The organism is Psychrobacter alimentarius (genome assembly GCF_001606025.1).
Lineage (GTDB): Bacteria > Pseudomonadota > Gammaproteobacteria > Pseudomonadales > Moraxellaceae > Psychrobacter > Psychrobacter alimentarius.
In genome coordinates, this window is sequence record NZ_CP014945.1 from 1,760,019 (window position 1) to 1,780,244 (window position 20,226).

Consider the following 20,226-nt stretch of genomic DNA (forward strand, 5'->3'; position numbering starts at 1 on the left):
TTAAGAACGCCTTGGATCAAACGCATCACGCAGCGCTTCGCCAACGAAGATAAGCAATGATAAGATAAAAGTTAAGCTAAAAAAGCCTGACAATGCCAACCAAGGCGCATCAAGGTTGTTTTTTCCTTGTACCATCAGCTCACCGAGCGATGGTGAGCCAGGTGGCAATCCATATCCCAAAAAATCCAGCGCGGTCAACGCAATAATATTGGCCGTTAGGATAAATGGCAATTGCGACAAGCTCGACGCCAGCGCATTTGGCAAAATATGTCTTAGCATAATTTGGCTATCTGACACGCCAAGATTTCGGGCAGCACGCACATAATCGAAATTACGCGCTCGCAAAAACTCTGCCCTGACCAAGCCAACCAAGCCCATCCAACCAAACAACAGCATCATGGTAAATAGCATTGTGATACTGGGGCTAAACAAACTGACCAAGATAATAATCATAAAAAGCTGCGGCATACCGCCCCATACTTCCATAAATCGCTGACCCGCCAAATCCACCCAGCCTCCGTAATACCCTTGTATGGCTCCAACGATAATACCAATTAGTGCGCCCGCAAGCGTCAATGCCAAACCAAACAGTAGTGACACCCGCAACCCATAAAGTATTCGCGCCAGTACATCACGGCCCAAGTCATCCGTACCTAACCAGTTCTGACTATTGGGCGCTGCTGGATACGGTAGACCAAGCTCGACATTTGGCGTCTGATCCGCAAAAGGAATCGGCGGCATGACATAGTAACCCTGATCATTAATCAGGGCTTGTACGGCCGGATCTTTATAGTTGGTTTCAGTCTCAAAAACGCCCCCAAAAGTGGTTTCAGGGTAGGCTTTCAATATTGGGAAATAGTAATCACCTTGATATTGCACCAATACTGGTTTGTCATTGGCAATCACATTGGCTGCCATACAAATCACAAATATCAGTGAAAAAACGAATAGCGATATCATTCCTAGACGATTGCGGCGAAAGCGATTCAGACGCGCTTGCCAGATAGGATTCAGACGGTGTTTCTTTTGTGTAATGACAGAAGATGTTATTGAGGTTGGCGGATGACTTGACATTAGCGCCCCTCAAAATCGATACGAGGATCAATCAAATGGTAGCTTAAATCACTGATCAATTGTAATAGCAGCCCCACCAACGTAAAAATAAACAGCGTACCAAATATCACAGGATAATCACGCTGCTGAATGGCTTCAAAACCAAGCAAACCTAAACCATCAAGTTTAAAAATAATCTCTATCAGAAAATTACCTGCAAAGAAAATACCAACGATAGCGGCTGGAATACCGGCAATAATAATCAACATTGCATTACGAAATACATGTCCATAGAGAACTTGGCGCTCATTTAAGCCTTTGGCACGAGCGGTAAGCACATATTGCTTACCCAATTCTTCTAAAAAGCTAAACTTGGTTAAATAAGTCAAGCCTGCAAAACCTCCGACCGTACTTGCTAAAAGCGGTAACGCCAGATGCCAAAAATAATCTTTTATCTTACCCAATGTACTCAATTGATCAAAATTCTCAGACGTTAGCCCTTGGAGAGGAAAAATATTCCAGTAACTACCGCCCGCAAAGAACACCAAGAGTATAACGGCAAATACAAACACAGGAACCGCATGACCAATGGCGAGGAGCATAGCAGTGATTTTGTCAATACCTGAACCATGATGCATGGCTTTATAAACACCAAGTGGAATGGCAATCATATAAATGAGCAGCGTACTCCAAAGCCCAAGCGAGATTGAGACTGGTAGCTTCTCTATAATAAGATCTGTTACAGATTGTCCCTTAAAAAATGACTCCCCAAAATCAAGCTGAGCATAGTTTTTTAGCATGAGCCAAAATCGTTCAGGAGCGGACTTGTCAAAACCATACTGTGCATTGATCGCCGCAACCATGTCTTCAGATAAGCCGCGAGTGCCCTGATATGTGCTGTTGCTGCCTGAACTACCCGCACCGATATTTCCACTTAAAGCGCTATCTTTTCCGCTTTGCTCAATGAGTGCCAGTTGTTGCTCTACAGGGCCACCAGGCGCTGCTTGCACAATCACAAAATTTGCCAGCAATATCAAAAAAAGCGTCGGCAATATTAGCAGTAACCTTTTTAAGATATAACGACCCATAATGCGGCTTCCTAAAGTAAACATACAATAACAGAGAAAATGGGTGGCTCGCTTTTACCAAGTCTGCATGACGACTAAAAGTTATTTTTAAGCTCACGCAGGGCGGCAAATACAGTCAAAGATTTTTCATCAGCAATATCTATTTTAGACTTCACACCTGCTATTACATTCGGCTCTTGTGCTCGCAAAAACACATTTACCGCTCGCTCATGCTCTAATGTGACGGGTAAACTCGGTAGCCCTTGAGCGGTCTTATTTTCTGTTTGTACCAGTGCCTGCTCCATTGCCTCATTAGTAGGCTCGATAGACAAACCAAAGCGTAAGTTGCTGGCAGTATACTCATGGGCTGGATATAGTAGCGTCTCATCTGACAGGCTGTCTAAACGCTTAAAGCTGTCATGCAATTGCTCAATCGTACCAGTAAAAACACGTCCACAGCCAGCGCTAAATAACGTATCACCGCAGAAGCAATAATGACGTCCTTCGATATCTAAAATATAGGCCACGTGGCTTGCGGTATGACCAGGCACCTCCCATACTTGAGCAGCACAGCCCCAGGCGCTCACCGTGCTACCATCTTTTATTGTCTGGTCTTCATCGACATTGTGCTCCGTATGGGCAACCAAGTGAGTCATAGGATAAGACTCTTGTAGCTCTGCGACGCCGCCGATATGATCATGGTGGTGGTGCGTGGTCCAAATTGACGTCAGCTCCAGCTCATTTTCTTCTAAATAAGCAATGACAGGTGCCGCTTGACCCGGATCAATAACGATCGCTTGTTTATTGTTTTCATTGATTAAGGTCCAAATGTAGTTATCATTAAAAGCCTTAATAGGGTGAATACGGATACTCATATTAAATCCTTACCAGTCGTTATTATTATTGCTCATATTTTTTTATACAAACACTTATGTATAGTCGTTGAATGTCAAACGCGATATGCTTTTCAAGCTCAGCCCTGATTTACTGCTTCAAGTAATTGTTGACGCGTGCTTCTGCCGCTTTGTCCGTCCACCAGTAATCAATACCAACCGCATTGGTCGGCAGCTTTTTAGTATGACGGTACTGATCCCAGTAAGCGACATTGGTGCCAGACTTGCCGTATAAGGGCACTATATAATGACCTGCTCTTAATAGGCGATCAAGCACATGCGTATAAAGAACAATCTCATCACGGTTATGAGCATTACCAAGTTTTTTAATAACCGTATCAATCACTGCATTTTTGATACCTGCTGTATTACTATTACCTACTTGGTCAGCCGCCTCGCTACCCCAAAAGCCAGCTTGTTCTGCGCCAGGGGACAAGCTTTGCGCGAAGACGTCAACTATCATGTCATAATCAAAACGACGCGTACGCTCATAGTACTGCGGGCCATCGACTTGGCGTAGCGTCGCATCAAATCCTAAGCGCTTCAAATGACGAATGTAAGGCAGCAGTACACGCCCCATTGTTTCGCCTGTCATCAAGATCTCAATTTTGGCAGGTTGACCACTTGGTTGATACAGCTTCATATCCTCATAGTAAAACCCAGCATTCAATAACAATTGCCGCGCAGCCAGCAGCCCTTCACGATTAAAACCACTACCGTCACTGGTTGGCATCTGCCATTTTGCTAATACAGCCTGACGTTGTATTGGCTCAAGCTTAGATAATAATGGGCTAAGCACTTTCATCTCTTCGCTCGATGGCGTGCCTGTGGCAGCAAGCTCGGAACCATGAAAGAAGCTTTGCAAACGTTCATACTGACCATGAAATAACGTCTTATTCATCCACTCAAAATCATACGCAGCACTCAATGCTTGCCGCACACGAATGTCTTGAAAAATTGGCTGACGCATATTCATGACCAGCGCTTGCATGGGGACTGGATTTTCACTGCTGATGGTTTCTTTTTTAATCATGCCAGCCTCGACTGCTGGAAAATTATAGCCTGTCGCCCAGTTGGAAGCTTTGTTTTCAGGACGAAAGCGATATTGACCAGACTTAAACCCTTCAAAAGCGATCTCATCACTCTGATAATAGACAAACTTAATCATGTCAAAGTTATAGCGACCGCGATTGACCATCAAATCTCGTCCCCAGTAGTTAGGATCACGCACATAACTGACTGCTCGACCTGCATCGATGCGCCCAATTTTGTATGGTCCACTCCCCATTAATGGCGTCAACGTTATTTTTTCAAAATCTTTATCGATAGAAGACTTGGCAAATATAGGAAACTGTCCTACTGTGAGTAGAATTTCTTTATTATCGCTTGAGGCAAAAACAAACTTCACTTGTTGTTTATTAATAATTTGCACATCGCGAATATCGCCCAAGTAACTTCGAATATACATCGGCCCTTTGGTTAGTAAGGCATCAAAAGTCGCTTTGACATCGCTACTGGTGACAGGCGAGCCATCCCAAAACCGCGCTTTAGGATTGACATGATAAATAATCCAACTGGTGTCTTCTGGGTCATAGGTTACCTTGTTTGCCAGCTGCGGATACATGGTAAACGCTTCGTTTAATGATCCAGTCATCAAGGTATCATAGAGATAATCCGTACCGATCATGGCCACACCAGTGGTCATCCATTTATTCGCACTGTTGAAAGTACCACGTGCATCCAATGAAAGCGTACCGCCTGTTGGCGCATCCGGATTGGCATAAGGCATATAAGGCGCATTGATATACTCAGTCGGACTATTGTGCCCAAGTGCGGTGGTGGTAATTGGCGCAGCCAAACTGACGGGTATCCAGCTCATCGCAATGGTGAGTATGGCGGTTTTTAGCAGGGCATTTTTAGTCATCATAGCGTTACCACCAGCCTCCAAACGATACCAATGAATGTATTGAAAAATTAAAAGCTTATTAAAAGTGAGTAAAAAAGAGCAGCACCATAAAAATTCATCATAACAAACTTAGGTTTTTTCACCTAATGGTTTGCCATGCTAAGTGTAGACTCCAAGACACCAATTCTCTAAAAGATGTGCGCAAACTCAATAAAAAAGACGCAATCCATAAGAGATGCGTCTTTTTTGTTTTACGGCTTATACATTTTTAAGCATACTTTTTTTCAAACGCTATCATGAAATCAACCAACTGCTGTACCCACTCTAGAGGCACTGCATTGTAAATACTGGCACGCATACCGCCAACATCACGATGACCTTTTAAATTAAGTAGCCCTGCTGCCTTTGACTCCTCCAAAAATATTTTATCGAGACTGCTATCAGCCAACGTAAATGGCACATTCATAATAGAGCGATATTGAGGGGCAACTGGATTGTTGTAAAAGCTGCTGTCGTCGATGGTTTTATACAATAAATCTGCTTTTTGTTGATTGACTTTGCCAATAGCAGCGACACCGCCCTGCTCTTCTAGCCAATCGAAAACCAATCCTGCCAAATACCAAGAATAAGTGGCTGGCGTGTTCGACATGGATTCTTTTTCGGCCTGATGCTCATAGTTTAGCAGCATAGGGCACCACTCGCTTGCCTGGCCCAATAAATCTTCGCGGATAATAACAAGGATCAATCCTGCAGGGCCAATATTCTTTTGCGCACCCGCATAAATCATCCCAAACTTAGACACATCAATCGGCTGTGACAAGATACAAGACGACATATCAGCAATGATTGGCGCATCCACTGTCGGTGGCTCAAATATCTGTAACCCGTGAATGGTTTCGTTGGCACAGTAATGGAAATAAACAGCATCTTCACTAAGATTCCAATCACTCTGAGCTGGTACATCAGTGAAATTGCTGTCTGTACCCGTTGCCACAAGATTTACCTCACCAAGACCAAGATTGGCATAACGTGTGGCTTCTTTGATGGCTTTACCTGACCATGCTCCTGTCGTTAGATAGTCGGCACGCTTACCATTTAGTAAATTCAAGGGAATCGCTGAAAACTGTAAGCTGGCACCACCTTGTAAAAACAATACCTTATAATTGTCTGGAATGTCCATCAATGAGCGCAGTTTGGCTTCAGCCTTATCCGTAATCTCAATGTACTCTTTGCTACGATGACTGACTTCCATCACTGACACGCCACTACCTTGCCAATCAAGCAGCTCTTTTTGGGCACGTGATAATACTGCAGTCGGCATTGTGGCTGGACCTGCAGAAAAATTAGGTACACGGTGAGGAGCAGCATCCGCTTCTGGTGTCGCTGTTGTATTCGTAGGCATTGAGTTTGTAGACATGGCTATCATCCTAGATATAAAAAGGTTAATCGTTGTGGGTTGGCACTCAAACGTAATGATCAAACTACCTTAAAAAAGCGCTTATGTTTTTATTAGGAATCAGAGAGCTGCTCCCAAAATTGACGTTTTAAACCGCTATCAGCGAGCATCTCATCCAATGTAGGCACGGCAGTCAGGTTCGAATGCTCAAGTCCGTCAGGTAGCACAGTCAATGCAGCCACTTGTACGTCCTCACTTCTTCCTATTTTAAAGACATAGCCTGCCAGACTGGCATTGGCAAGCTCAGCTGTGTCCATACCTTCACAGATTGGAAATGAGGTGGTCTCGCAGGTTATCGATAGCGCTTGTGTGATGTTGCCCCATAGCTTTTGGGTGTCTTTATTCAGTGCTTGAATATCAACCAAAACCACCCAATTGCCATAGCGACCACCTTGTAGATTAAATGGCGCGACTTTGAGGCTATTGTCAGAGTAACGGTCAGTTGACTGGACTTGTTTATCAAAAGCGGCTGCTGGCCGTTCTGTCCTATCGACAAGAGGTTTGACAGCTGTATTAGGATTAACTATATCGGGAGTGACGGTATCAGTGTTCGTCGTGTCAAAACGATACGTAACTGAATTTGGTTCAGATGATGGGCTTAACGTTGTGTCATTATCATCAAAGTAATCACTGTTAATAGGCGCATCGCTTATCGACATACTGTTCAAAGCGCTATTCTTTAAAGCGGCGCTCTCTGCAGCATCCATAGCTGATACATTGTCATTTGCGTCATCATCGATATTTGATTGTTTAACATTGAGTGATTCAATGGCTGTATGAGAAGATACTGACTGATCTACTGTATCAACGATGACAGGTGCAGAAATATTGGCAACATTGATAGTATCTGAGCCTGATTGCACCCATTGATTGATACCCATCATTGCCAAAATCTGACGCTGCTGCATACGATGTTGCAATACAATTAGCGGGTCTTGGGTATCACTCATGCGTCTTTACTATCCTGCTAATATTAAATGGGTTTTTATTTTGAAGAAGATCTAACACTTGCAGCGTTTTGGCAGCTCAACATTTATTGTATCAATCATGCGCTATATCACTCAAAAAAGCTGTCGAACGCCTAGCCAATGCTCTGACAACAAGACCAAGCAGTCGTACTCATCTTGGCTGACTATCGTATCGTGTAACATCATCGTATGCAATGTACTTAGCCACTGCCTATAATCATGGTAGACATAAGGATGAGCAGTGCTATCAGTATGCTCATTATAATCTATTTGATAACCATTCTGTGGTTTCTCTTGGTCATTATCATACTGCCGACGCGCATTAGCAGGCGCTATAAAAATAGGCACAGCCTCTATTAACGCCAATAATTGTACACCATTTAGGCTTTGGGCTGTCAATAACAACCACTGTAAGTTGGCATCACTGACCGTTGCTAGCTCAATATCAATCAAGCGTGCATGACGTCTTAAATCTACAGTATAGTGCGCCACGCTGGCATGGTTAAAGTGAAGGGTCGAGCTATCCCATGCCGATATCATCTGACCTTTGATATCTTTTGATAAGCGGTAAGCCAATAATATCAAGATCGACTGCCTAGCAACACATAGATTCTCGAATATCTGACCAGAAGGATCAAGCTGGGTCAAAATACTGCTTTTACCCGCCTGCAACTCTTGTTGCCATGCCGCTTGTGCGACAGGCTGCTCATGGTTTAAAACACTAAACAAGGCAGGCAATAACAATTGCATATGTAGTGCTTGCCATAAGGATAGAATAGATGGAGTATTGTTTTCTGGAAAAGTGCGCGTTGGCTGAGGCGTGTCGCTAACAGATTTATCGCTTAATACCTGATGAGCAAATGTCTCGCTCAAATCAGTGACAAGTTGTCTTTTGATTAAGGCTAACATGCCCTCCTGATAGCGCTCAAGCATGGTACGATATTTTTTTTGCTGCATATAATACTGATAGCTACGGTCATCATGCTGGCTTTCATATTTCAATCGCAGCGCGCCAATGGCGGCTTTAGATAAATCGTAGTTGCTTAATTGTTTTATACATGATGTGATCAGCGCACTGTCCAAGCGGCGATCAAGGCTGGCAATTTTTTCTAGTAGCTCATTATCTATCTTATGCGGTAATATTTTTGAAGTGTTCACCGTCGCCTCTATAGCATTATTATCCGTAGCAATAGGTATCGTAGGTGATCCATGCCAAATCACTGTCAAGTCATAGCTTACCGCTGTCGATAACGTCTGACCCTGATGACACAACATAGCCGCCTCAATCAGTGCCTGCGCTCCCAGCGGATGATGACGATGATCGATTATATATTGCGGTAACGCGGCTCTTTTTACGTCTTCACTAATAACCAGCTTTGTACTATGCAATTCGCTATGCGATTTTGCTTGCCAAGGCTTTAGCAACTTTTGGCTATCAGTATCTGACGCGCTTACTTGCAAGCGTCCATCTATGATGATATCGGTTTCTGTGATGAACTCGAGTTCTGACTCATTGTCCATGAGAGTACCAAAAGACATGACTGAGCCACTATCATTATTATTGTTTGGGGTTTGGAGCAATTGTTCGTCAGCTGGAGTTTTGATTTTTTGATTACTAGATAATATTTGCGATCGAAAGGTTGTTTTTTCTTGATAGCTACTGCTTAGGCTATTTTTTTCTGTTGTTTCCCAATTGCCCAATCGACGCTGTTCATATATTTGCTTTATTTTCTGCTGATTGAGCTGTTTTTCTTTAGCAATTTTTATGGCAAAACTGTGGTAAGCACTGGTATTGATCGCCGTCATACGTTCGGCTAGACTAGGATGAGTCGCAAACCATGACACATCGCCCAAGTCTGCACCGCTACTGGCAAAGAAGAAATGACTGAGTCCATTGAGATTGCCGATGCCAGTCAAACGCGAGCCAACTGCATCTTGGTGAATGGCTTTTAAGGTTTCTATAATGTCAGGTGAACGCGTCAGCTGCACACTGGTTGCATCCGCCAGTAGCTCACGCTCACGGTTAAAACTGTGTTTAATCAGCTGAGCACTGGCCATACTTGAGAAGCTAAACGTGTGTAATAACAATGTCCACACACTGCGCGATGTTGACCAATCACTAGCCGCTCGATTGGGTAACCACCTCGACTGCTTTTTAGCTTGTGATTGCTGTCTTTGTAACTGTGTTTGCCAGTAGGCAATCCAATCACTATGGTTCTTAAAGTTGCCAGTCTGCGCCTCAGTACGCCTTGCATGACTGTCCACAGTGCTTTGCGACATTTTTGATAAAGGCATGTGGCGACTGCCTGCATTCTCAAAGTAGTCACTTGGGTTGTTGCGAGAACGAAAGCCCTTATTATCAAAAGGATCGCTCCAATCATATAATATCTGTAAGCCTGCAAGCACGACCATCAGCTTCAGATTGAACCCAGCATCCCCATGTAGTATATGACCGTATTCATGCCCAATGAGTCCATACAACCCCTCATCAGACAACTTATCCAGTGCCCCTTGCGTCACGACAAGCACCATATCCTGATGATGACGACCAGCGACAAAACCATTGATACCTTGTTCATGAGGCAGTACATAAAGGATAGGCATATGCACACCTGAAGCAATGGCTAACTGCTGGGCAATCTCATAATAACGACGATACACAGATGGCAAATCGCGCTCATCTCGTACCGCTATATGACGGGAGCTGTAACGCACTTTTTGTATAGGTATATGCTGATGAGCAATCCCGCGGCTTTGCTCCCACTCATCTTGACTACGATCAATAAATAGTCTCACCGCCCCTACTCTTTGAGCGATAGCGCGGCCACCTGATTTTAGACGACGATACTCTAAAAAACTACCACCAATAAAAGTACCTAAGATCCATATCGTGACCAGCACCAATACCCAATGATAAATACCATCCGTAAATAGCGTCAACAGTAGCACCATAACAGCAAGCGCTACTGCCATATGAGCAAACACAATAATAAAAAACAGCCCATACAGTAATAAGCTGCGTTTAGTACGTGTTCGCTGGGCACCAAAAAAATCCATTTATTTGTCCGACCTAAAAATAACCAAATACATTTGATATCAGCCCATATTGACAACTGGTGCTTGAGCAATGGTCTTTCTATCTTCGAAGACCAATGGACTCAAAGGACGAAACCCAAAGGTTGTGCTGACCAGATTATTTGGGAAGACCTCGCGATCATTATTGTAAAACATGACACTATCATTGTAATGCTGACGCGCAAAACCAATACGGTTCTCAGTATTGGTCAACTCATCCATCAGCTCTTTGATCATGCTGTCAGCTTTTAGCTCAGGATAGGCTTCCACAACAGCAGAAAACTGCCCCAAGGCTTTGGACAACATATCTTCTGCTTTGGCAAATAAAGCCATGTGCTCAAGCGAATCTGGCTGATGCTTACTTGACTCTTGCAAACTCTGGGCATGGTTACGCGCTGCAATGACGCGAGTAAGGGTCTCTTGTTCGTGAGTCAAATAACGTTTGGCTGTCTCAACCAAGTTTGGGATCAAATCATGGCGGCGTTTAAGTTGAACATCAATTTGGGCAAAACCATTTTTTGCTTGATTACGCGCACGTACCAACTTATTAAAAATCGCAACCCCAAACACCACTATCAGCACAACAAGGGCGATAAACAACCAAGCAAACATCTTCATAGTCAGATTCCAAAACGTTTAGGGTTAACAAAAGTTAGCATCTTTTATTTTAACCCATCTTAGTCGATATCATCTTGGTATTAGGCAAAAATTTTTGCAAAAAAAAGCCCTTTACAATGAAGGGCTTAATACAATATATAGGGATTGTTCTTTTTTTTGACACAAGCATCAAATTTTAAGCAAAAAAAAGCGACTCCATCAGCACATCCTCGGCACACATTGTGACTATTACCGTTGCTACCTTCCGGTCCTGGCGGGATTCATAGAACAATGTTGCGAGGCTACCAATGGAGCCACCAGTCGCAAATTATACAAGAATTTTTTAGCATTGCAACCCCCTTTACCAAACTATTTGTTCTATTACCCAAAATAAATAGTAACCATAAGTGACAAAATTCTAACAGCAGCATTCTAAAATTTTGTTATTTTAGTCAGGAAGCTGGGCACACATGGTCTATATAATAAATGGCCATCTAACAAATAAAATGAACAGCTTTCAATAGGTACATAAGTTTTATCTGACTAAAACTTATATTGATATTAACTTAGGAGATATTTATGAAAACAACTTTACTTAAACAAGCAGCACTGACTACTGGTACAGCCCTTCTATTAACTGCCATGATGGGCGGCGCGCATGCAGAAACTACTGGTTATGACCAGCTTACTTTTCAAGCAGAAGTAAAAGAAGAAGTCCAAAATGATGAAGTACGTGCTAGCTTATACAAAAAAGCCCAAGCAACCGATTCTAAGACGCTAGCCAGCACTCTCAATACAACCATCAACAACGCAATGAGAATCGCTAAACGCTATCCTAGTGTTACGGTCAGTACAGGTCAACAAAGTACCTATCCTCGCTATGACAAAAATGACAAAATCATTGGCTGGACAGGACAAGCAAATATCGATTTGAAAAGCACAGACTTTGCAGCGACAAGCCAACTTATTGCAGACTTGCAAGAAACGCTAGTCATGGACAATTTAACGTTTGGGGTTTCCGATACTAAAAAAGAGGCTCTAGAGCAAAAACTGATGACTGACGCCTCTCGCGCATTTCAACAGCAGGCCAAAAACCTAACGCGTGCATGGGATGCTCGCGGTTACCGCGTGGTCAATGTCAATCTAAATACAGGTAGCAACTACCCACGTCCAATGTACAGTGCGATGGCAATGAAAGCTGAATCTGCTGATGCTGTACCAAGACAAAACTTTGAGTCTGGTAACAGCACCATTTCTGTGACCGCCAATGGTACGATTGAGTTGACTAAATAAGTCACTCTTTATCTAAAGTAAACCAAGATTTTTATACTAAAAAGGCAAGCGCTATCAAAAGTGCTTGCCTTATCTTTTTTAAGTTTATTCAGGATATAGCTAGACCGTGTTCTCGTTTTAAAAATAGTGATAAAAATGAGATAAATTGCAGTTAACTTAAGGATTGGCGGTTCCTTTTTGACGCATTTTTAACATAACCTTTTGATGCCATGGTAAGTTTTGATAGGCCAGAAGCTGTTTGGCAATTTTCTTATTATTTTGTAATGTTGTATTGTTTTGAATCACATAGACGGTACGCGTTACTTGCTGGAGAATCCCACCCTTCTGATTTTTTACCACCGCTTTTATACTATGCGCACCTGGTAGAATATCGACGGTTGCAATCGAGGCACTCAAGCCTTGAGCGACTTCCTTATTATCAAAATATATGCTGACTGTATCGCCTGTTTGTAGGGCTGGCTTGATTTGCACATTCACATTGATATTTTGTGCTGGACGACGGTAGGCACGCTCTTCGCTCGGTTCAGCGATGGCAAGCTGATAGTTCACTTGTACCTCCGGCTTAGTAGTGACTTGCTGAGTATCAGACAGCTGACCACTTGTACCATTGTTACTCATATCATTACTACTGCTTGGATTATTACTATTCGATCGACTGCTCTCACTCCCTGTCGTGATGGCCATCTCAGTCACTTTTTTGCCTACTTGCTGCTCATGGTTTTGCGGACGGTCAGTAAACGTTACTTGCCCTGTATTTTCATCAACAATCTTATAAATAGGTGCAGCAGTGGCCATGGTCATACAAAAACTGGCGGCGCTAATCATCAAACTGGATAATAAAATGTGTGGCAATTTATTATTCAAAACTGTGTTTTTTATTAAAAAAGTCATGGTCAGTTCACCTTACTGATATTTGTTATGAATAGCATGACCGATATTATGCGGTACTTTTTCGGTTAAATCAGTAGTAAATGTACAGAAAATGCCCTTGTCCATTTATACTATGATTGATTTAAAATATACAGTCAAAATACTATAAAAACGCTACGGCAATACTGATATCAATTTTTGCAGCATCGAGCTGCGTAGGTACAGCAAGCAAGAAAAATTAATATCAGCAAAGCGTGATGTATCGATATTACTTTTCACTAACTATATATGGTTGGTTAAAAATATAAAAAAACCAGCTAAGATTCACTTAGCTGGTTTTATTTATTACGTCGGTTTTACTTTTGAGCCAAAAATTAGCAGCTGTAGTACATGTCAAATTCAACAGGGTGCACAGTGACATTGAGACGTTGTACCTCTTCTTCTTTCAAGGCAATAAATGCTTCTAGCATATCTTTTGTGAATACATCACCTTTTAACAAGAACTCATGGTCATCACGCAAAGCTTGTAGAGCTACATCTAAGCTCTCAGCAACCGTTGGGATTTGTGCTTCTTCTTCTGGTGGTAAGTCATACAAGTTCTTATCAGCCGCTTCGCCTGGATGCATTTTGTTCTGGATACCGTCAAGGCCAGCCATCAATAGCGCTGCAAACGCTAAGTATGGGTTTGCTGTTGGATCAGGGAAACGTGCTTCAACACGAACCGCTTTAGGGCTGCTGACATGTGGAATACGGATAGAGGCTGAGCGGTTAGAGGCTGAATAAGCCAGTTTGATTGGCGCTTCATAATGTGGCACCAAACGCTTATAGCTGTTCGTTGATGGATTGGTAATTGCGTTCAAGGCACGAGCATGCTTGATTACACCGCCGATGAAGTACAAGGCTGTTTCAGAAAGGCCTGCATACTCATCACCAGAGAAGGTGTTAACGCCATCTTTTGAGATAGACATATGCACATGCATACCTGAACCATTATCACCAACGATTGGCTTAGGCATGAAGGTTGCAGTTTTACCAAACTGATGCGCTACATTGTGCACAACATATTTTAGTTGCTGAACTTCATCTGCTTTACGAACCATGGTATTGAATGCAACACCAATCTCAGACTGGCAAGAAGCCACTTCATGATGGTGTACTTCTACGCTGCCTTCACCAATAATTTCTTCAATACGTTCACACATTACTGCACGCATATCATGTGAGCTGTCGATTGGTGGTACTGGGAAATAACCGCCTTTTACGCGTGGACGATGCGCCATGTTGCCCCACTCGTAAGTCTCGCCTGTCGACCAAGCGGCTTCTTCAGCGGTAATCTTATGGCTTACACCTGACATATCGACTGACCATTTTACATCGTCGAATACAAAGAATTCAGGCTCAGGACCAAAGTACGCAGTGTCGCCAATACCAGTAGACTTCAAATACTCTTCAGCACGGCGCGCGATAGAGCGTGGGTCACGATCATAACCTTGCAGTGTTGATGGTTCAATAATATCGCAAGTTACTACCACAGTCACAGCGTCAAAGAACGGGTCAATAAAAGCAGTCTCAGGATCAGGACGCAAGATCATATCTGATGCCTCGATACCTTTCCAGCCTGCAATAGATGAGCCGTCAAACATTTTACCGTCTTCCATGACTTCTTCATCAACGCTATGCGCTGGGAAACTGATGTGTTGCTCTTTGCCACGTGTATCAGTAAAGCGGAAGTCGACCCATTTTGCATTAGAGGATTTGATAAGGTCTAGTAGTTTGTTTGACATAAATAGTCTCCATTGTGTAGATCACATTATTGCGATTCAGTTATTTAAAGATTTGGTTGTTTAAAAGCATTACTGCACTTTTCTGGTTTAAGAATAAAGGTTATGTGTGCATTAAAAGTGACATCGTGTTTTTAACAGCTTAATAGCGTGGTGCCTTTAATATTATGCGTGTCATTATCAGCACTATTAATATTATTAGTCAAGAGACTCATTTAGAGCATTGTGATGATCAGACTACTGATTTTCTCAAAACCTGCCAAATCAGTTCTCATCTTATCCTAATAATCTGTGACCCATCATGCCGAACTCTTGCGGCACGTGTCAATCATCATTTTTCAGCGGCATCATAACCATCAATCACCATAACATTAGTGTTGCAAACGCTGTGCCAATATTTTTCTGATAGTAATAGAACAGAGTAAGAATAAATTTATTACTATATTTTTCAAACATTTATATTCTTGAAAAATATTTTTTACTTTTAAAAAAAAGTCCTTACTCACCTTCTATATCAAATTGCTCACTGGCTTTCTGATTAACGCACAATTATGGTGCATACATAAGCGCCATCATCACGCGATTTGTGTGTTTTTAGTGCGACATGATGATTTAAACTTTTAAGCCTTGGACAATTCAAACCTAAAATACATAGAATAAATGTCTTTGAGCTTATGACATGGATCGTGAGTCGTCTTTACGCCACATTTGATAGAGAACAAAATAGTGGTAAGATAACCGCGTCTTATCAAAACGATTTAGCAGTATTGCTTATTTTGGTAAAGTACGGGTTGTGGTAAGACGCTACAATATAAAGATTCTGTAGATAAATATGTGTCTCTACCTATAAGTTGAAAACCTAATGATTCTAATGATCGACAATTACGACAGCTTTACGTACAACATCGTACAGTACTTCGGTGAATTAAAGCAGGAAATCACCGTTTGGCGTAACGATCAGATCACTATCGAGCAAGTGAGCGCTTTAGTACCTGATGTGATTGTCATTGGCCCAGGCCCTTGTGACCCTGATCGTGCGGGAATATCTTTAGAAATCATCGAAACCTTTAAGGGCGTCATACCCATATTAGGGATTTGCTTAGGACACCAAGCGATTGGCCAAGCCTTTGGTGCCCAGATCGTTAAAGCTGGTAAAGTCATGCATGGACGCTTATCAGCCATTTATCATAATAATAAAGGCATCTTTGCAGGACTGCCAAATCCATCGCAGGCTACTCGCTACCACTCCCTTGTCATTGACAAAACCAGCCTGCCCGATTGTCTAGAGCTGACTGCTTGGACACAAAACAGCGATGGCAGTATTGAGGAAATCATGGGCATTCGTCATAAAACGTTTGCTATCGAAGGTGTGCAGTTCCATCCTGAGTCTATCCTAAGTGAATCAGGATATCACCTGCTCAATCGCTTTTTGCAAACCCATCAGTTGGCAGTATTAGCCGCAGACGATTTGCCCCAAGTTGGCTAATTACCAAATAAAATCAGTATTAATAATAAAAGTCATTTATAAAAAATAGTAAGAGAGACAATAATGAATACATCTAAAACGACAGAAAATACTAGCCCGACTGATATTGCGCAGCTGTCTGATGAAGATACTCATAAGCTTTTGACCACAGCATTAGCAAGAATATTTCAGCATATCGACTTAACTTTTGATGAGATGTATCAAGTGATGCTCATCATCATGCAAGGCAGATGTAGCGATGCCGTGATGGGTGCGATTTTGACGGGTCTGCGCATGAAGGGAGAGTCTATTGATGAGATCACTGCCTCAGCCAGCGCCATGCGTGATTTGGCAGCGAACATCACGCCAAAAAATTGTGACTATCTGGTAGATATCGTAGGTACAGGTGGCGATGGTGCAAACTTATTTAATGTCTCCACTGCATCGGCCTTTGTGGTGGCGGCGGCAGGCGCACAAGTTGCCAAACATGGTAACCGCGGCGTCTCGACCAAATCTGGTAGCTCAGACTTACTTGAAGAAGCTGGTATCAGTCTGGCTCTCACGCCTGAACAAACCAAAGACTGTATCGAAAATCAAGGCGTCGGCTTTTTGTTTGCTCCCAATCACCATAGTGCCATGCGCTACGCCAATCCAGTACGTCGTGAATTGAAAGCTCGTACGATTTTTAATATTTTGGGGCCATTGACCAATCCTGCTGGCACGCCAAACTTAGTCATTGGTGTCTTTACTGCTCAGCTTTGTGAGCCCATTGCTAAAGTCATGAAAAACTTAGGCGCCCGTCATGTGATGGTCGTTGGCGCAAAAGATGGTCTAGATGAAATCAGCCTTGCCACCTCTACCACTGTCGCTGAGCTAAAAGATGGAGAAGTGAGCGTTTATGAGATGATGCCAGAAGATGCAGGTATCGAATCACAAACGCTAATCGGTCTCGATGTTGACTCTCCGAAACAAAGTCTTGAGCTGATTCGTGCGGCTTTATCAGGAGTAGAGACCACTGATCGCTCTGTCCTAAAAGCCCGTGACATGATTGCCTTAAATGCTGGCGCAGCGATATATACCGCCGGTCTTGCCAGCAACTATCCTAATGGCGTTAGCCGAGCTCAAAGCATTATTCAAAATGGTGATGCGCTGATTAAACTTGAGTCGTTAGCCACATATACACAGCAGTTGGCAGCCAAAGATTAAACAAGAATTGCTATCAGTATATGAGCTTAGCCCTTACTCTTTATTGACATTTAACACTATTCGGATACCAGCATGACCACAACTCATACACAGATCCCCACCGTACTACAGCGTATTGTCGCAACCAAAGTAGAAGAAGTAAAAGCTGCCCGTGAGGCCTTATCGCTTGAAGATTTAAAAGCGAAAGTCGCAGCAGAGACAAAGCCGCGTCGAGGCTTTGCAGCCGCGCTACGAGCTGCTGACATTGGGATTATTGCTGAGATCAAAAAAGCCTCTCCTTCTAAAGGAATCATCAATCACAATTTTACACCAGCTTTATTTGCAGAGCAGTACGAGCGCGCTGGTGCCAGCTGCTTATCGGTATTAACGGATCGTGACTACTTTCAAGGTGATGATACCTATCTCATCCAAGCCTCTAATGCTGCAAGCTTGCCGGTATTACGTAAAGATTTTATGATTGATACGTATCAAATCTACCAATCTTACTTGATGGGAGCAGATTGTATCTTGCTGATCATGGCATGCCTTGATGACGCGCAAGTACGGGAGCTGCATGCATTGAGTATTGAGCTGGGGATGGATGTACTGATAGAAGTACACACCCAAGCTGAACTTGAACGCGCCCTACAATTACCTCGCTCACAGCATAATATTTATGGTATTAACAACCGAGATTTAAATACCTTTGATGTCAGCCTACAAACCACTCTTGATCTGAAAAACTTGTTGGTTGAAGCGCTAAATACAGACCTTGATAACAAAGCGCCAAAACCGCTGATTGTCACAGAAAGTGGCATTCACAGCAGTGACGATATTCGCTTGATGCTAGATCACGATATTCAGCACTTTTTAATCGGTGAGCAATTTATGAAAACTGATCACCCTGGCCAAGCGTTACAATCCTTACTTGCGGGCGTTGCAGCAGACGGGTAAAGTGACTGTAAGAAGTAACCTGAATCAGCTATTTTAAGCTTTGAGAAGATTAAATCTTTATTAAAGCTAATCGATTATTTTTACACAGTATTGGCTATCATACGTAGTATGAGCCTCTTCATTCATCAATCAACGATACGTTAACTTTTATGTCAAACTCTCTATTTTCAAAAGAAATGCAAGACCAGCTCAAAGAATTAAAAGGCCAATTGAGTAAAGGGCGTGATACCAATGCTCCTGAAGGCGAAAATCAGAAGCCCACCGAACCTGTGTCATTACTCACCCAAAAGCAGGTCAAAAAAACCGTAAAACAGCTAGACAGCGAGCATGTCGATGACGATAAAGTGCTGTTTATGCAAGCTATGCATGGTGTTAATCAACTTGAAGACAAAAACGTGCGCTCACCTACAAGTACGGCAAGAGCACGCAAACCTGATGCGGCAACTTTGTCGAAACGTGCGGCTGCGCAAGGCAGTGACACAATCGATCTAGGCGCTGGCTTATCAGACATGCAAGCACTATTGAACCCTGTGGCAGGTGAAGCATATCTTTCTTATAAGCAGCCAACCTTGCAAAACAAGATTTTTGACCAGCTTAAAAAAGGCAAGTTACGTTGGTATGATGCGGTCGACATTCATGGTTGCACCATCGAAGAAGCACGCGATGCAATGACGCAATTATTGAGCCAAGCCAAGCAAAACAATGAAACCATGGTAAAAATCGTTCATGGTAAAGGTAGCGAAGCCATTCTAAAAACTTGTGTCAATGGTTGGTTACGTCAATTGCCAGAAGTATTGGCATTTTGTTCAGCACCGCCAAAAGATGGTGGTAACGGTGCGGTATTGGTATTGCTAAAAAAACCCAAAGTTGATGGCGAGTAAGTTATAGCACTCAAACATAAAAAAGGACTGCAAATAAGCAGTCTTTTTTATGTCGCTAGTACCGTGCATCATATACCACCTACCTTTAAGCAAGGTTTTATATTATCTTAATGCAGATATCTTTTTCGTTGTTAAGGAGCATGCAGTATGAGCGTAAATACGATTGAAAATACACAAGCGCTAGATGAGCATATTACAGCGTTGATCGCTATTGAACCAAAATTCGCCTCTGTCTACAGGCAAGTTGGTACACCAAGCCTAAGACATAATGCTGGTGGGTTTGAGCAACTGATGAGAGCCATGGTAGGTCAACAGCTGTCTGTAGCAGCGGCAGCGAGTATTTGGCAACGACTAATAGATGCAGGTTTGACGACTCCGCAAGCAATTGATAAAGCCACAGATGAGACGTTACGTATACAAGGGTTGTCTAAACAAAAAACGCGCTACGTTCGCTCATTAGTTGAACATAATATTGATTTTAAGGCATTAGCGATGATGCCAGATGAATCAGTCATCAAAACATTGACTGCTGTGACTGGCATTGGACGCTGGACCGCAGAGATGTACTTGCTATTTTCATTAAAACGCGCAGACATACTTGCTGCAGACGATTTGGCAATTAAAGTTGCGGCAATGGAGATACTAGAACTGTCTGAACGTCCAACGCCGAAACAATTAACAAATCTGACTCAAGACTGGGCGCCCCATCGCAGTGCAGCCAGCCTATTACTATGGTCATATTATGGCTTGTTGCGTAACAAGACCGCCATCCCCTTATAAAC

Annotated in this window: 16 protein-coding genes and 1 other RNA gene; 6 read left to right on the forward strand and 11 right to left on the reverse strand. The window is 42.8% G+C overall.

Translation table 11 applies throughout. From position 1 onward, the window contains the following. The 9 genes from A3K91_RS07175 to ffs form a co-directional block, all read right to left on the reverse strand. Positions 1 to 1,074, reverse strand: coding sequence for an ABC transporter permease (locus A3K91_RS07175; RefSeq protein WP_062844649.1), 1,074 nt, complete (start codon positions 1,072 to 1,074; stop codon positions 1 to 3). Further along, on the reverse strand, positions 1,074 to 2,141 hold the full coding sequence (gene yejB, locus A3K91_RS07180; protein WP_062844650.1) for a microcin C ABC transporter permease YejB: 1,068 nt from the start codon (positions 2,139 to 2,141) through the stop codon (positions 1,074 to 1,076). The genes A3K91_RS07175 and yejB overlap by 1 nt, the downstream gene beginning before the upstream one ends. A 74-nt stretch (positions 2,142 to 2,215) precedes the next feature. Next, a complete protein-coding gene (gloB, locus tag A3K91_RS07185; protein WP_062844651.1) occupies positions 2,216 to 2,995 on the reverse strand; it encodes a hydroxyacylglutathione hydrolase in 780 nt (259 codons plus the stop codon). A gap of 109 nt (positions 2,996 to 3,104) precedes the next feature. Then, entirely contained in the window at positions 3,105 to 4,937 is a 1,833-nt protein-coding gene (locus A3K91_RS07190) for an extracellular solute-binding protein (RefSeq protein WP_062845918.1), read from the reverse strand. A 250-nt stretch (positions 4,938 to 5,187) separates the two neighbouring features. Continuing rightward, on the reverse strand, positions 5,188 to 6,321 hold the full coding sequence (gene serC, locus A3K91_RS07195; protein ID WP_062845919.1) for a 3-phosphoserine/phosphohydroxythreonine transaminase: 1,134 nt from the start codon (positions 6,319 to 6,321) through the stop codon (positions 5,188 to 5,190). A gap of 107 nt (positions 6,322 to 6,428) precedes the next feature. Next, positions 6,429 to 7,325: a hypothetical protein gene (locus tag A3K91_RS07200; protein WP_062844652.1), complete on the reverse strand. Its 897-nt coding sequence runs from the start codon at positions 7,323 to 7,325 to the stop codon at positions 6,429 to 6,431. Between the two features lie 111 nt (positions 7,326 to 7,436). Then, positions 7,437 to 10,400 carry a M48 family metalloprotease gene (locus A3K91_RS07205; RefSeq protein WP_062844653.1) on the reverse strand — a complete coding sequence of 988 codons (2,964 nt, stop codon included), beginning with the start codon at positions 10,398 to 10,400 and terminating at the stop codon, positions 7,437 to 7,439. 39 nt (positions 10,401 to 10,439) lie between these two features. Further along, the gene (locus A3K91_RS07210; RefSeq protein WP_084387295.1) at positions 10,440 to 11,036 is read right to left on the reverse strand and encodes a LemA family protein; all 597 of its coding nucleotides are present in this window, start codon (positions 11,034 to 11,036) and stop codon (positions 10,440 to 10,442) included. Positions 11,037 to 11,229: 193 nt separating this feature from the next. Then, positions 11,230 to 11,326: signal recognition particle sRNA small type (ffs, locus tag A3K91_RS07215), an RNA gene on the reverse strand. Between the two features lie 268 nt (positions 11,327 to 11,594). On the opposite strand from ffs, the gene A3K91_RS07220 reads away from it, so the two are divergent. Further along, positions 11,595 to 12,308: an SIMPL domain-containing protein gene (locus A3K91_RS07220; RefSeq protein WP_062844654.1), complete on the forward strand. Its 714-nt coding sequence runs from the start codon at positions 11,595 to 11,597 to the stop codon at positions 12,306 to 12,308. Positions 12,309 to 12,464: 156 nt separating this feature from the next. On the opposite strand, the gene A3K91_RS07225 is transcribed toward A3K91_RS07220, so the two are convergent. Beyond that, positions 12,465 to 13,199 carry a DUF4124 domain-containing protein gene (locus tag A3K91_RS07225; protein ID WP_062844655.1) on the reverse strand — a complete coding sequence of 245 codons (735 nt, stop codon included), beginning with the start codon at positions 13,197 to 13,199 and terminating at the stop codon, positions 12,465 to 12,467. A 353-nt stretch (positions 13,200 to 13,552) separates the two neighbouring features. Then, positions 13,553 to 14,962: a type I glutamate--ammonia ligase gene (gene glnA, locus A3K91_RS07230; RefSeq protein ID WP_062844656.1), complete on the reverse strand. Its 1,410-nt coding sequence runs from the start codon at positions 14,960 to 14,962 to the stop codon at positions 13,553 to 13,555. A gap of 859 nt (positions 14,963 to 15,821) precedes the next feature. Here glnA and A3K91_RS07235 point away from each other — a divergent pair. From A3K91_RS07235 to A3K91_RS07255, 5 genes are all read left to right on the forward strand, one after another. Next, on the forward strand, positions 15,822 to 16,445 hold the full coding sequence (locus tag A3K91_RS07235; RefSeq protein ID WP_062844657.1) for an anthranilate synthase component II: 624 nt from the start codon (positions 15,822 to 15,824) through the stop codon (positions 16,443 to 16,445). Positions 16,446 to 16,508: 63 nt separating this feature from the next. Next, positions 16,509 to 17,630, forward strand: coding sequence for an anthranilate phosphoribosyltransferase (trpD, locus tag A3K91_RS07240; protein ID WP_062844658.1), 1,122 nt, complete (start codon positions 16,509 to 16,511; stop codon positions 17,628 to 17,630). Between the two features lie 72 nt (positions 17,631 to 17,702). After that, positions 17,703 to 18,563, forward strand: a complete 861-nt coding sequence (gene trpC / locus A3K91_RS07245; RefSeq protein WP_062844659.1) for an indole-3-glycerol phosphate synthase TrpC — start codon at positions 17,703 to 17,705, stop codon at positions 18,561 to 18,563. A 149-nt stretch (positions 18,564 to 18,712) separates the two neighbouring features. Further along, positions 18,713 to 19,444 carry a Smr/MutS family protein gene (locus A3K91_RS07250; RefSeq protein WP_062844660.1) on the forward strand — a complete coding sequence of 244 codons (732 nt, stop codon included), beginning with the start codon at positions 18,713 to 18,715 and terminating at the stop codon, positions 19,442 to 19,444. A gap of 147 nt (positions 19,445 to 19,591) precedes the next feature. Continuing rightward, the gene (locus A3K91_RS07255; RefSeq protein ID WP_062844661.1) at positions 19,592 to 20,224 is read left to right on the forward strand and encodes a DNA-3-methyladenine glycosylase family protein; all 633 of its coding nucleotides are present in this window, start codon (positions 19,592 to 19,594) and stop codon (positions 20,222 to 20,224) included. The last annotated feature ends 2 nt before the right edge of the window (positions 20,225 to 20,226 follow it).

What these genes read in the sequence shown, in the direction of transcription:
- A3K91_RS07200 (WP_062844652.1), bottom strand. Translation starts at nt 7,325, where the DNA reads ATGAGTGATACCCAAGACCCGCTAATTGTATTGCAACATCGTATGCAG.
- A3K91_RS07220 (WP_062844654.1), top strand. Translation starts at nt 11,595, where the DNA reads ATGAAAACAACTTTACTTAAACAAGCAGCACTGACTACTGGTACAGCC.
- A3K91_RS07205 (WP_062844653.1), bottom strand. Translation starts at nt 10,400, where the DNA reads ATGGATTTTTTTGGTGCCCAGCGAACACGTACTAAACGCAGCTTATTA.
- A3K91_RS07255 (WP_062844661.1), top strand. Translation starts at nt 19,592, where the DNA reads ATGAGCGTAAATACGATTGAAAATACACAAGCGCTAGATGAGCATATT.
- serC (WP_062845919.1), bottom strand. Translation starts at nt 6,321, where the DNA reads ATGCCTACGAATACAACAGCGACACCAGAAGCGGATGCTGCTCCTCAC.
- A3K91_RS07190 (WP_062845918.1), bottom strand. Translation starts at nt 4,937, where the DNA reads ATGACTAAAAATGCCCTGCTAAAAACCGCCATACTCACCATTGCGATG.
- yejB (WP_062844650.1), bottom strand. Translation starts at nt 2,141, where the DNA reads ATGGGTCGTTATATCTTAAAAAGGTTACTGCTAATATTGCCGACGCTT.
- A3K91_RS07225 (WP_062844655.1), bottom strand. Translation starts at nt 13,199, where the DNA reads ATGACTTTTTTAATAAAAAACACAGTTTTGAATAATAAATTGCCACAC.
- A3K91_RS07210 (WP_084387295.1), bottom strand. Translation starts at nt 11,036, where the DNA reads ATGAAGATGTTTGCTTGGTTGTTTATCGCCCTTGTTGTGCTGATAGTG.
- glnA (WP_062844656.1), bottom strand. Translation starts at nt 14,962, where the DNA reads ATGTCAAACAAACTACTAGACCTTATCAAATCCTCTAATGCAAAATGG.
- A3K91_RS07250 (WP_062844660.1), top strand. Translation starts at nt 18,713, where the DNA reads ATGTCAAACTCTCTATTTTCAAAAGAAATGCAAGACCAGCTCAAAGAA.
- trpC (WP_062844659.1), top strand. Translation starts at nt 17,703, where the DNA reads ATGACCACAACTCATACACAGATCCCCACCGTACTACAGCGTATTGTC.
- trpD (WP_062844658.1), top strand. Translation starts at nt 16,509, where the DNA reads ATGAATACATCTAAAACGACAGAAAATACTAGCCCGACTGATATTGCG.
- A3K91_RS07235 (WP_062844657.1), top strand. Translation starts at nt 15,822, where the DNA reads ATGATTCTAATGATCGACAATTACGACAGCTTTACGTACAACATCGTA.
- gloB (WP_062844651.1), bottom strand. Translation starts at nt 2,995, where the DNA reads ATGAGTATCCGTATTCACCCTATTAAGGCTTTTAATGATAACTACATT.
- A3K91_RS07175 (WP_062844649.1), bottom strand. Translation starts at nt 1,074, where the DNA reads ATGTCAAGTCATCCGCCAACCTCAATAACATCTTCTGTCATTACACAA.